At 30.1% G+C, this 13264-nt stretch carries 10 protein-coding genes, 1 pseudogene and 1 other annotated feature; all 11 genes and pseudogenes read left to right on the plus strand.

Annotation, left to right across the window (positions count from 1 at the left end; all coding sequences use genetic code 11):
* The first annotated feature begins 4 nt into the window (after positions 1-4).
* The 11 genes and pseudogenes from Q3287_RS04905 to Q3287_RS04955 all read left to right on the plus strand — a co-directional run bounded on the left by Q3287_RS04905 (position 5) and on the right by Q3287_RS04955 (position 13196).
* On the plus strand, positions 5-775 hold the full coding sequence (locus Q3287_RS04905) for a GNAT family N-acetyltransferase (protein WP_054276297.1): 771 nt from the start codon (positions 5-7) through the stop codon (positions 773-775).
* A 109-nt stretch (positions 776-884) separates the two neighbouring features.
* On the plus strand, positions 885-1331 hold the full coding sequence (locus tag Q3287_RS04910; protein ID WP_003419409.1) for an Rrf2 family transcriptional regulator: 447 nt from the start codon (positions 885-887) through the stop codon (positions 1329-1331).
* 17 nt (positions 1332-1348) lie between these two features.
* Positions 1349-2542 (plus strand): cysteine desulfurase NifS, encoded by a 1194-nt coding sequence (gene nifS, locus Q3287_RS04915; RefSeq protein WP_054269773.1) that lies wholly within the window; start codon positions 1349-1351, stop codon positions 2540-2542.
* 53 nt (positions 2543-2595) lie between these two features.
* Positions 2596-3036 carry a Fe-S cluster assembly scaffold protein NifU gene (gene nifU, locus Q3287_RS04920; protein WP_054269774.1) on the plus strand — a complete coding sequence of 147 codons (441 nt, stop codon included), beginning with the start codon at positions 2596-2598 and terminating at the stop codon, positions 3034-3036.
* 290 nt (positions 3037-3326) lie between these two features.
* The gene (gene mnmA, locus Q3287_RS04925; protein ID WP_176702473.1) at positions 3327-4406 is read left to right on the plus strand and encodes a tRNA 2-thiouridine(34) synthase MnmA; all 1080 of its coding nucleotides are present in this window, start codon (positions 3327-3329) and stop codon (positions 4404-4406) included.
* A gap of 142 nt (positions 4407-4548) precedes the next feature.
* Positions 4549-4788, plus strand: a binding site (T-box leader).
* Between the two features lie 67 nt (positions 4789-4855).
* Positions 4856-5440, plus strand: a pseudogene (locus Q3287_RS04930) (alanine--tRNA ligase-related protein); the annotation flags it as partial.
* A gap of 760 nt (positions 5441-6200) precedes the next feature.
* Positions 6201-6485: a hypothetical protein gene (locus Q3287_RS04935; protein ID WP_407963602.1), complete on the plus strand. Its 285-nt coding sequence runs from the start codon at positions 6201-6203 to the stop codon at positions 6483-6485.
* Between the two features lie 250 nt (positions 6486-6735).
* Complete coding sequence (ltrA, locus tag Q3287_RS04940) at positions 6736-8577, plus strand: group II intron reverse transcriptase/maturase (RefSeq protein WP_407963603.1); 1842 nt, start codon at positions 6736-6738, stop codon at positions 8575-8577.
* A gap of 68 nt (positions 8578-8645) precedes the next feature.
* Positions 8646-10733 carry an alanine--tRNA ligase gene (gene alaS / locus Q3287_RS04945; protein WP_407963604.1) on the plus strand — a complete coding sequence of 696 codons (2088 nt, stop codon included), beginning with the start codon at positions 8646-8648 and terminating at the stop codon, positions 10731-10733.
* A gap of 24 nt (positions 10734-10757) precedes the next feature.
* Positions 10758-11015 carry an IreB family regulatory phosphoprotein gene (locus Q3287_RS04950; RefSeq protein WP_003419418.1) on the plus strand — a complete coding sequence of 86 codons (258 nt, stop codon included), beginning with the start codon at positions 10758-10760 and terminating at the stop codon, positions 11013-11015.
* 9 nt (positions 11016-11024) lie between these two features.
* The gene (locus Q3287_RS04955; protein ID WP_407963605.1) at positions 11025-13196 is read left to right on the plus strand and encodes a hypothetical protein; all 2172 of its coding nucleotides are present in this window, start codon (positions 11025-11027) and stop codon (positions 13194-13196) included.
* Positions 13197-13264 lie beyond the last annotated feature (68 nt).

Below are 13264 nucleotides of genomic sequence, written 5' to 3' on the forward strand. Positions count from 1 at the left end.
TATTATGATTATAAGGCTTAATTCAACTTATCATAGTAGAGTTATGAAATACTTAAAAAGAGAACCTGAGTACAATTTGTTTATAATAGGTGACATTGAAAGATATGGATATGGACATAATTTTTTAAATATATGGGCAGACATAGATGAAAAGGGTGAAATAAGGGCAGTATTACTTAAATATTTTGAGTTTATGATGTTTTATTCTGATGGAGAATATGATGTTGAAGGTTTTTATAATCTACTTTGTAATACCAATTATGAAGAAATTTCTGGGAAAATATGTGCTGTGGATGCATTAGCAAAAAGATTAGGACTTAATAATCTAAAGATAGTTGATTTTTGTAAACTTCAAACTAGAAAATTCTTGGTAAATAATAACTGTAATGAAAAAATTAAAAAAATTAGGCTTGGTAATCTTAAAAAGACAGTAAGGCTTTATGATTTGATAGATGAATTTCACAGCACTACTTTAGATAATTTAAAAAATGGATTGAGGACAGGTAGAGGATATTGTATAGAGATTAACAAACAAGTAGTATCCATGGCAAAGAGTACTTCAGAAAATAAGACTCATGCAATGATAATTGGAGTAGGGACACATCCAAAGTATAGAGCCAAAGGACTTGCTACAAAGTGCCTTATTAAACTGTGTTCAGAACTCCTAAGAGAAAATAAAATACCTTGCTTGTTTTATGATAATGAAGAAGCTGGAAAGATATATAAAAAACTAGGATTTGAGAACATTGGAAAATGGGGGATTTATTCAAAATAAAAAATTTCAAATTAATCTTGACAAAATTAGTAGGGTATAATAAAATGATGTTGAAAGTAATTCCTACTAAATCAGTATGAATTAGATTTCTATATAGAGGTGATAATATATGAAGTTGTCTACTAAAGGTAGATATGGATTAAAAGCAATGTTTGAATTAGCATTAAATCAAGATAATGGACCAGTGTCGTTAAAATTTATTGCTAAGAAACAGAAAATATCAGATCAGTACTTAGAACAAATATTTTCATCTTTAAAAAAATCAGGTCTAGTAAAAAGTGTAAGAGGTGCTCAAGGAGGTTATTTGCTTTCAAAGAATGCTGAAGACATAACAGTAGGTGACATACTTGTAGTATTAGAAGGACCAGTTGCATTATCTGACTGTGTACTAGATGAAGATGTATGTGAAAACTCAAACATGTGTGTAACAAAAATAGTTTGGGAAAAGATGAAAAAGGGTATAGAAGATGTTATAGATTCAATTACTCTAAAAGATATGATAAATGACTATAACAAAAATAAATTAGAAAATGATATAACAAATATTAAAAAATAGATTTGGAGATGAATGTAATGGAAAAAAGAAGATTGTATATGGATTATTCTGCAACAACACCTGTTAAAAAAGAAGTATTAGATGCAATGATGCCATACCTAACAGACTATTTTGGGAATGCATCTAGTTTTCACACATTCGGAAGAGAAGCAAAAGATGCTTTAGATAAAGCAAGAGAGCAAGTAGCAGACCTTATAAATGCTGAACCTAGTGAAGTGTATTTTACAGCTGGTGGTTCAGAAAGTGATAACTGGACATTAGAAGGTGTAGCTTATGCTAATAAAAATAAAGGTAATCATATAATAACTTCAAAAATAGAGCACCATGCAATACTTCATACATGTGAATACTTAGCAAAACATCACGGATTTGAAATAACTTACTTAGATGTTGATAGTGAAGGAAAAGTAGATTTAAAACAATTAGAAGATTCAATAAAAGATACTACTATACTTATAAGTATAATGTTTGCAAATAATGAAATAGGGACTATACAACCTATTAAAGAAATATCTGAAATAGCTAAAAAACATAAGATATTATTCCACACTGATGCAGTACAAGCTACAGGTAATATTCCAGTAGATGTTAAGGAACTAGGAATCGATTTAATGAGTATGTCTTCACATAAAATCTATGGACCAAAGGGAGTAGGAGCTTTATACATAAGAAAAGGTGTAAGACTTCATAACTTTGTTCATGGTGGAGCGCAAGAAAAAAGTAAAAGAGCTGGTACAGAGAACATACCTGCAATAGTTGGATATGGAAAAGCAGCAGAATTAGCTAAAGCAAATATGCAAAATCATGTAGAGACTTTAACTCGTCTTAGAAATAAGCTAATAGATGGTGTGTTAGAAAGAATACCTTATACAAGAATAAATGGTAGTTTAGAAAATAGACTTCCAGGAAATGCAAACTTTGCGTTCCAATTTATAGAAGGTGAAGGAATACTTTTATTATTAGACATGCTAGGAATTGCTGGTTCAAGTGGTTCTGCTTGTACTTCTGGTTCATTAGACCCTTCACATGTACTTCTTGCAATAGGTTTACCACATGAAATAGCACATGGTTCATTAAGACTTACAGTTGGAGATTTTACAACAGATGATGATATAGATTATATATTAGAAAATTTACCAAATGTTATAGAGAGACTTAGAAGTATGTCACCACTTTATGATGATGCAAAGAAACAAGGCTTAGTAAAATAGACAGAGAGATAAAGCATAAAAAATAGACATAAATTGAGTAGGAGGAAAAAATAATGCAATATAGTGATAAAGTTATGGAACATTTTATGAATCCAAGAAATATGGGAGAAATTGATAATGCAAGTGGTGTAGGTGAAGTTGGAAATCCTACTTGTGGAGATATAATGAAGATATTTTTAGACATAGAAGGAGATGTAATAAAGGATGTTAAGTTTAAAACATTCGGCTGTGGTTCAGCTATAGCAAGTTCTTCTATGGCAACTGAAATGATAAAAGGTAGAACTATAAAAGATGCATTAGAACTTACAAATAAGGCTGTTGCTGAAGCTTTAGATGGTTTACCACCAGTAAAGATGCACTGTTCAGTTCTAGCAGAACAAGCTGTAAAAGCAGCACTTATAGATTATGCTCAAAAGAATAATATCCATATACCAGAATTGGATGGATATGTTATAGATGATGCTCATGACCATGATGTAGAGGAAGAAGAATAAAAATAAGTGATTGTGTCTTGAGAAAGTTTAAAATGATTTAAAAGAAGTATTAATGATATAATTAGGACATAAAAAATAGCTGTTTGTAAAATGGCTATTTTTTATTGCCTAAATTAAGTGTTTTAAATTGATTTAGAAGTTAATTAGTTAACAAAATATACCCATAAGATTCAAATAATAAAGATGATTATTTTTTTAGAAAATAGAACAAGCTATATTTTAAATAAGTACAATGCTTGCTCTATATGGTATAATAATAAGTAATGCAAAAGATGAGGTGAAATTTGTTTATGAATAAGAAAGTAATGATAGGTATGAGTGGAGGAGTAGATAGCTCTGTAGCTGCATATCTTTTAAAACAACAAGGTTATGATGTCATTGGTGTTACTATGAAATTGTGGCAAGATGATGACGATGTTGAAAATGAAGGTGGTTGTTGCTCTTTATCAGCAGTTGAAGATGCTAGAAGAGTAGCAAATAAAATAGGTATACCATTTTATGTTCTAAATTTTAGAGAAGTATTTAAAGAAAAAGTAATAGATTATTTTATAGATGAATATTTAGAAGGAAAAACTCCTAATCCTTGTATAGCTTGTAATAAACACATAAAATTTGATGATTTTTATAAAAAAGCCAGACAAATAGGTTGTGATTATGTAGCTACAGGTCACTATGCAAAGATAGAAAAGGATGAAAGTACAGGAAGATATTTGCTAAAAAAATCTGTTACAGATAAAAAAGACCAAACTTATGCACTTTATAATCTTACACAAGAACAACTAGAACATACTTTATTGCCAATAGGTGATTATGAAAAAGATAGGGTAAGAGAAATTGCTAAAGAAATGGGCATGGCAGTTCACAATAAGCCTGACAGTCAAGAAATTTGCTTTGTAAAAGATAATGACTATGCAAATTATGTAAAAAAACATTCTAAAAAACGTATTGAAGAAGGTTTTTTTGTAGATACTAAAGGCAATATACTTGGAAAACACAAAGGTATACTATATTATACAATAGGTCAAAGAAAAGGACTTGGAATTACTTTTGGAAAGCCAATGTTTGTAATAGATATAAATCCAATAAATAATACTATAGTTCTTGGAGACAATGAAGAATTGTTCAAAAAAGAACTTATTGCAAAAGATGTTAACTTTATATCAATGGATAAATTAGAAGAACCATTAAGAGTTCAGGCAAAAATAAGATATTCAGCAAAACCATCACCAGCAACTATTCATAAAATAGGAGAAGATACTATTAAAATAGTTTTTGATGAAGCTCAAAGAGCAATTACTAAAGGTCAATCTGTGGTAATGTATGATGGAGATATTGTAGTAGGTGGAGGAATAATCGAGAAAAGTTTATAAAAACATCTAAAAAATTTAAAAAATAAAAAATAAAGTATATTAAAGTGGAATAAAGTTTATAAAATAAATTTATTGTATATGAAAATATAGTATTGATTAATTTTGTAAAATTTAGTAATATAATTAGTATATTAATTAAAAAGCAAATACAGTGATGAGGAATAGTAAAATATTTGATGTCTTACAGAGAGAGGGAAAATGCTGGAAGCCCTTAGAATATAATATTTGAAGCAGCCTTTTAGTAGCAATCTTGAACAATTTATCTTATGTAAAGAAGATATAAGTAGAGATTGACGGTAGTTACGTTATAGCTAAGGTTTTCCGAAGATATCATAATTTTTATGATAATTAGGGTGGTACCGCGATTGTCCTCGCCCCTATAAATTTATTTATAGGGACGAGGTTTTTTATTTAAACGAAAAAATAAAATTTATTAGGAGGAACATAATATGGAAAAGATGGGATTAAATGAAATAAGAAGTAAGTTTTTAGAGTTTTTTGAGTCAAAAGGTCATTATGTGGCAAATAGTTATTCTTTAGTACCAAACAATGATAAGAGTTTATTACTTATAAATTCAGGTATGGCACCTTTGAAAAACTATTTTTCAGGTGTAGAAGTACCTCCAAATGTAAGAATGTGTACATCTCAAAAATGTATAAGAACTGGAGATATAGAAAATGTAGGTATAACTGCAAGACATGCTACATTCTTTGAAATGATGGGTAACTTCTCATTTGGAGATTACTTTAAAAGAGAGTCAATCAAATGGGGTTGGGAATTTGTTACAGAATGGTTAAATATACCAGAAGATAAAATATGGGTGACTGTATATGAAGAAGATGATGATTCTTATGATATATGGGCAAAAGAAATGAATTTCCCAGAAGAAAGAATGGTTAGACTTGGTAAGGATGATAACTTCTGGGAGATAGGTACAGGTCCTTGTGGTCCTTGTTCAGAAATTTATTTTGATAGAGGAGAAGAGTATGGATGTGATAATCCAGATTGTAAACCAGGGTGTGATTGCGACCGCTGTGCGACACGTTGCTAGTTGAAAAGACTAGCCATTAACAACTATAAAGGAGATTTGTAGGGGATATACAAAGCCCCAACAAAGTAAGTTAATGAACTGATAAATTCGACTAGTCAAATGATAGAGTAACGTCTTGAAGGGCTAGCCTTGAGACTCCGTTTGGCGAACAAATGAGAACAACTAAAGTTTTGTTGGTCAAAAGCACGGTAAAGTCGGCTGAGATTATACCCTAAAGTAAATATATTTTATATATGTTTTAACATAACCCCAAGAGGATAAAACCCACCGAGGAAAACCTAATTAATATTAAATACCTAAACATATAAAATAAATATATCTAAAAGGAAAAGCGAACCAGAGGTGGTCGAGTATAAGATAGGTCGGAGGTCTATAAAATAACTATGGTTAGAATGTATTTAGAAAATACTGACGAACATCCGAATGTACAGCTCTATACGCAGACTACATAGAAATGTGTAGGGACTCCCTTGAGAGTCGTCTTAGAGGTTGAGTAAGATTATCGGTTATGAAAGACCTTACATCGTTACAGGCGATGTTGTTAAGACAGGGTTATAGGATGAACCTAAGGTTATATGTGATAGATAGAATTATCGGAACGTGGAAAGCTAATGACGTTGAGGTTATTGTTCTAACCTATGACACGTTTGTAAGGAAATTGAAATTTAAACTAAAACTTTAAAACCACCCAATCTTCATACGTTGACATAGATATCCTATGTTAAAGTAAGGGGGTGATAAAATGGGAAAAAATACATTAAAAAGCATATTATATATTCATCAACAAAAGAAACAAACAGAAACATTATTAACAAAATTAGTTGATGAAAATATTAAGAAAGATTCTAATCGAATCCTTATACGTCCAATCGAAGAAGGTTATATCTATATGGATGGTATTAAATACCACTATACAAGAAAACCAGCTTATGGAATTTATAAGACATCATGGTTAGATAAAAAGATAACAAATTTAATTGCACATCCATATTATGAATATGCAATTAAACCAGTTTCAAACATATAATTAACCAACCATTAATTATATGTTGAAACAAATTTAAAAGTTTAAATTTTCATATAACTTACATTTACATTAGTGAGAGTAGAGCCACAGTACCTAAGAAACCATGATAATAAGTGGTGGAGGGATAGGCTCAAGTCAGATATTAAGAAATATTAAATTATCTTAAATTTATTTAGGGTTCACTGTAAGACTAAGAAAGATTATACTCACGTGCAAATAAATACTAGCGAGGAGTTAATCGACCTAAACAATGTATAATACGGATGCGAAAGCTATAATCAATAAAGATTTAAAACCTTTAAAGAAAGATATGTTGAGATTTAACGAATACTATAGTATGCAACATATATTTGACAACATTTATAAACAGAGTACAGAGGGTAGCAAGTTTTCAAATCTTTACAATATAATAGCCAGCAAAGAAAACATCCTACTAGCTTTTAGAAATATAAAAGCTAATTCAGGAAGTAAAACACCAGGAACAAACAGACATAACATTAAGTATTGGAAAAATAAATCTACAGAAGAATATGTCAGCTATATACAACGTCGTCTACAAAATTATAGACCTCAGAAAGTTCGTAGGGTTGAAATACCTAAATCAAATGGTAAAATGAGACCATTAGGAATACCGTGTATAGAAGATAGACTAATTCAACAATGTATTAAACAGGTTTTAGAACCTATATGTGAAGCCAAGTTTCATCCACATAGTTATGGTTTTAGACCAAACAGAAGTGCTAAGAACGCAATGGCTTATTTACAAAAGAAAATCAATAGAGAAAAGATGTACACTGTTATTGATATAGACATTAAAAGTTTCTTTGACACAGTTAACCACAGTAAATTACTAAAACAAATGTGGTCACTAGGAATTAGAGATAAAAAAGTCATTAGTATAATAAGCTCAATGCTAAAAGCAGAAGTTGAAAATGTAGGTATACCAACCAAAGGAGTTCCACAAGGGGGAATCCTATCACCGTTATTGTCTAATATAGTTCTTAATGAACTCGACTGGTGGATAAGCAACCAATGGCAAACATTCAATACAAAATATAAATATCAGCACTCTAACCATAAATATAGAGCCTTGAGAAGAACAAAACTCAAAGAAATGTATATAGTCAGATACGCTGATGATTTTAAAATATTATGTAAGAACAATTATATTGCAAAGAAAATATTTGGAGCCACAAGACATTGGCTAAAAGAAAGATTAGGATTAGAAATTAGTGAAGAAAAATCTAAAATCACTGATGTTAGACATTCTAATTCAGAATTTCTTGGATTTAAAATAAAAGCTTACTACAGAAACGGCAAATATATAGCAAGCACCAATCTCACGGATAAATCAAAAGACCAAATACTTAAAAATGTTAAGGAACAGTATAAGGTCATTAAGAATTATCCAATCAATAAAAATATTTATACCTTAAATAGAATTATTGCTGGTGCACATAACTATTATAATATAGCAACAAATGTTTATAAAGACTTTAACACGATAAAGTATAATCTTTCTAAAAGTTTTACAAATCGCTTATACAATTTAATAAGTAAAAATGGTATTTTAACAGAAGAATATATTAAGAAATATAAACAATACGGAATAAAAGAACAATATATTGCACATTCCATTGTCTATCCACTCACAGGAATTAAAGCAGTTATTCCCCGAGTATTCAACCAAAGCGTATGTAACTATACGAATGAAGGTCGGAGTATAATACACGCTAGACTAGGATATATCGACCACAATATGTTGAGTTATCTATCCCAAAATCCTGTACCAAATAGAAGTGTTGAATTTAATGATAACAGACTATCACAATATTCAGCACAACTTGGAACATGCCAAATTACTGGTAGACTATTATGTGAAGATATGGAATGTCATCATATAATACCTATGAGTCAAGGAGGCGATGATAAATATAGAAATCTTATGTTAGTTCTACCGTATGTACATAAATTAATACATGCGACAGTTAAGGATACCATTGAGAAATACATTACTTTATTAGATTTGAATAAGAATGAGATTAAAAGAGTGAACAAATACCGTATGAAGGTTGGAAATGAGATAATTTAATTGATTAATATTTGAGGGAACGCCGTATGAGGTGAAAGTCTCACGTACGGTGTGGAGTGGGGGAAAAGATGGAGATAACATCAAAATCTTACCTATCACTATATTTGGAATTCTGGAACCATGTATTTACTCAATTTGATAGAGATGAAGAAGGAAACTATAGCTTATTAGAAAGTAAAAATATAGATACAGGTATGGGTCTTGAAAGAATGGGATGTATCATGCAAGGTGTTGATACTATCTTTGAAGTAGATACAATTAAGTCTATATTAGAAGCTGTTGAGAAACTAACTGGAGTAAAGTATGGAGTGAATCCAAAAAATGATATTTCACTAAGAATAATAACTGACCATATAAGAGCTGTAACATTCTTAGTTAGTGATGGAGTACTTCCATCAAATGAAGGAAGAGGATATGTCCTTAGAAGACTTCTTAGACGTGCTGCTCGTCATGGTAAATTATTAGGTGTAAAAGAATTATTTTTACAAAAGCTAATAGATGAAGTTATAAAAGTAAATGATAAAGCATATCCAGTTTTAGTTGAAAAAGAAAGCTATATTAAAAAAGTAGTTGGTATAGAAGAAGAAAAATTCAATGAAACTATAGACCAAGGAACAGAAATATTAAACTCTTATATAGAAGTATTAAAAAGTGAAGGAAAAACTGTTTTAAGTGGTCAAGAAGCTTTTAAATTATATGATACTTATGGCTTCCCTATAGACTTGACTAAGGAAATCTTAGAAGAAGAACATTTATCTGTAGATGAAGAAGCTTTTAATGAAGAAATGGAAAAACAAAAAGAAAGAGCTAGAAATGCTAGAGGAAATATGGATGGAGAAAGCTGGAAAGAAGACCCTCTATCAAAATTAGAAACTACAGTTGACAGTATATTTAATGGATATAGTGAAATATATGGCGAAGGAACTATTGAAGCTATAGTTAAAGATGATGAATTAGTTCAAAGTGCAAAAGAAGGCGATAAGGTATCTATAGTACTAGACAATACTACTTTCTATCCTGAAGGTGGAGGACAAGTTGGAGATTGTGGATTAATAACTAATGAAAACTTAGTTGTAGAAGTACTAAATACTAAAAAAGGAGCTAATAATAGTATAAAACACATAGGTATAATAAAATCAGGAAAAATAAGTAATGGAGATAAAGTGAAGACACTAGTAGACAGAGAAATTAGAATGTCAGCTGCAAGAAATCACAGTGCTACACATTTACTTCATAAGGCATTAAAAGAAGTATTAGGAGACCATGTTAATCAGGCTGGTTCTTTAGTTACTCCAGAAAGACTTAGATTTGATATTACTCACTTTGAAGCTATATCAAATGAAGAATTAAAAGTAATAGAAGAAAAAGTAAATAATGTTATTTTATCATCTTTAGACATAAAATGTGATATTATGAATATAAAGGAAGCTAAAGAAAAAGGAGCTACAGCACTATTTGGTGAAAAATATGGTGATGAGGTAAGAGTAGTTTCTATGGGAGATTATTCTACAGAACTTTGTGGAGGAACTCACTTGACAAATACTTCTCAAGTAGGAATGTTCAAGATATTATCTGAAGGTGGGGTAGCAGCAGGTGTAAGAAGGATAGAAGCGATAACAGGAAAAGCTGTTTATGAATATCTAAAAGAAAGAGATGGAATTATCTCTGAAGTTTGTGTAAACTTAAAATCTAAGGAAGATAATTTAATTCAAAGAATAAGCTCTTTATTGGAAGAGAATAAAAATTTATCTAAAGAATTACATGATATGAAAGCTAAGATGAGTTTACAATCAGCTGATTCTATTTTTGATTCTAAAGTTGAAGTAAATGGAGTTAATTTAATAACTAATAAATTTGAAGGTATGGACATGGATACACTAAGAGAAACAGCAGATAATTTAAGAGATAAGCTTGGTTCTGGTGTAGTGGTACTAGCAAATGTAGTAGATGATAAAGTTAACTTTGTAGTTACTGCCACTAAAGATGTATTAGACAAGGGAATACATTCAGGTAATATTGTCAGAGAAGTTGCAAAAATAGCTGGAGGAAAAGGTGGTGGAAGACCTAATATGGCACAAGCAGGAGCTAGTGATGTATCTAAGGTTGACCAAGCTTTAAGCTATGCAAGTGAGGTTATTAAGACACAAGTTAAATAACATTCACTTAAGGAGGTTTTTAATTTGGAAAAAGATTTAGACTACACTATGAAATTTGAAGGGATACCAGAGGATAGAATGAGTGTAGGAGACACTATTGATTTTGTATATAAAGCACTAGTTGAAAAAGGATATAACCCTATAAATCAAATTATAGGGTATCTCCTTTCTGGTGATTCTAGCTATATAACTAGTCACAAAAATGCAAGAGCTATAATTAAAAAATTTGAAAGAGATGAGATACTTGAAGAAGTAATCACGCACTATCTGAATAGAAAGTAGGTCAAATAAATGAGAAAAAAGATTATGTCATTGTTTGCAGTAGTCATTATGATTTTTGTATCGACTGCCAGCTATAGTTTTGCTGAAAAAAAAGGCAAGGTTATATTTATTGATATGAATAGGACTAATCTTGGAAGTATGATGAATATTCCAATCTTAAAAAACGAGTTAGAAAAGAGAGGCTATATAGCTCTCATGAATATAAGAGGGGATCAAGGTACTGACGATAGAAGGTCTTATGCAAGTATGGGTGCAGGAACAAGAGCTAATGTGACTACTGAAGACTATATCAATTTTCAAAAAGTAGACCAAGATACTGCTAAAGTTTTTGAAGTTGCAACAGGTCAAAAAGCTAAAGAAATAAATGATTTAAGTATTAATAAATCAATAAACGAAAATCTTGAGTCTGGAGAATATGGAGCAAACTTAGGGTCATTAGGAAAAACTTTGTCAGAAAATGGCCTAAAGACATCTGTGATTGGAAACTCTGATATCATTGAAAATAATCAAGTAATTAAAAATAGAAATCTATGCTTAGTTGCTATGGACCAATATGGAAGACTTGATTCAGGAAATATTGATGATATTAATAAAAAAGATTCTAAAATGCCATTTGGAATGTCTACAGACTACAATAAGTTATTAGATGAGACTAAAAAATCTTATAATAATAGTGATGCTATATTTGTGGAACTTGGAGATACATATAGATTAGATATGTATAGATTGAATCTAAATGATAATACTTATTCTACAATGAAGAAAAACATTGTAAAAAATATAAATAAGTATCTTGAACAAGTATTTTCTATGGTTGGAGAAAATGACACTGTTTATATATCAAGTGCGTTTCCAAGCGATTTAGATTATAAAAATAAAAGAAGACTTTCTCCAATAATAAAATTTAGTGGAGAAGGGAAAGGTTTATTGGAATCTGCAACAACAAGAAAAGCTGGAATTGTTGCAAATCTAGATGTTGGAGTAGATATATTAAATGAATTTGGCCTTGAGAATAAAGAGATGGTAGGTAGAAGTTACTCTTTGGTGAACAGAGAAGACAATGCTAGTTATCTGAAATCACTTTATGAAAGGATAGTATCTATATCTTCAATAAGGTCAAGTATTATAAATGGATTTGTAGGAGTGATATCTGCTTCTTGGGTAATTGCAATGTTTGCAGTTTTCTTTAGAAATTATATGCCACATAAAGAGCGTGTATTCAAAGTACTTAAAGAGTTTATAAAATTAGGTATAATAATGCCACTATCATTTATGTTAGCTCCTTTGATGAATTTTAAAACTCCACTTTCAATATCTTTAGGAATATTTGCTACTACATTAATATTATACTTACTGGGTAGAAAATTATTTAAAGACAATGATATAAAACACATGGGATTTTTTGCGGCCCTTACTATTTTAGTCATAGTTATAGATTCCGTATTTGGAACATATTTAATGCAAAATAATATAATGAGTTATGATGCTGTTATTGGAGCTAGATACTATGGTGTAGGGAATGAATATGAAGGTGTAACTATTGCAAGTGCAGTATTTGGTTTAGCAGTATTATTACACTACAAGAAGGTATCTAAGTTACTTGTTGTAATTTTTTCATTAATAATACTTATAACTAGTGCATATCCTTCAATGGGTGCAAATGTTGGTGGAGCTATATCAGAATGTGTAGCGTATTTATTGTTTATAATGCTTATATATGATATTAAAATAGATTTTAAGAAAGTTATATTACTGGCTATTTCAACTGTGGTTGTGGTTTGTGCATTTGCAGCTTTAGATATAGTTTCAGGTAGTGAATCTCATTTAGGTATGTTTGTACAACGAATTTTCTTAAATGGGCCAGGAGAGATATTACAGACATTTGGAAGAAAAATTCAAATGAATATGCAATTAGCACAGACAAGTGTATGGGTAAATATTTTACTTGTAGGAATTGGAGTAATTGCAGTACTTATATTCAAGCCATCTAGACACTTTAGGAAGATAATGAACAACTTCCCAATATTATTTAAAGGTTTTATTGCATCTATGGTTGGTTGTATAATTACTCTTTTAGTTAACGATTCTGGTATAGTTGCTGCATCTACAGCATCTATATATATACTTATACCACTTATAATAATAAGTATAAATATGATAATATTTGAAAAAAATAACTAAAAAATTTTTTACTGTTTATATATTACTTAAATAAAAAATGCAATATGATTACTAATGTAAACTGAACA

Source organism: Clostridioides sp. GD02404, assembly GCF_045898275.1.
In the GTDB taxonomy this organism is placed as follows: domain Bacteria; phylum Bacillota; class Clostridia; order Peptostreptococcales; family Peptostreptococcaceae; genus Clostridioides; species Clostridioides difficile_A.

Coding starts and splice junctions, on each gene's coding strand:
- ltrA (WP_407963603.1), top strand. CDS start 6,736: ATGTATAATACGGATGCGAAAGCTATAATCAATAAAGATTTAAAACCT.
- Q3287_RS04905 (WP_054276297.1), top strand. CDS start 5: ATGATTATAAGGCTTAATTCAACTTATCATAGTAGAGTTATGAAATAC.
- alaS (WP_407963604.1), top strand. CDS start 8,646: ATGGAGATAACATCAAAATCTTACCTATCACTATATTTGGAATTCTGG.
- Q3287_RS04955 (WP_407963605.1), top strand. CDS start 11,025: ATGAGAAAAAAGATTATGTCATTGTTTGCAGTAGTCATTATGATTTTT.
- mnmA (WP_176702473.1), top strand. CDS start 3,327: ATGAATAAGAAAGTAATGATAGGTATGAGTGGAGGAGTAGATAGCTCT.
- nifS (WP_054269773.1), top strand. CDS start 1,349: ATGGAAAAAAGAAGATTGTATATGGATTATTCTGCAACAACACCTGTT.
- Q3287_RS04935 (WP_407963602.1), top strand. CDS start 6,201: ATGGGAAAAAATACATTAAAAAGCATATTATATATTCATCAACAAAAG.
- Q3287_RS04910 (WP_003419409.1), top strand. CDS start 885: ATGAAGTTGTCTACTAAAGGTAGATATGGATTAAAAGCAATGTTTGAA.
- nifU (WP_054269774.1), top strand. CDS start 2,596: ATGCAATATAGTGATAAAGTTATGGAACATTTTATGAATCCAAGAAAT.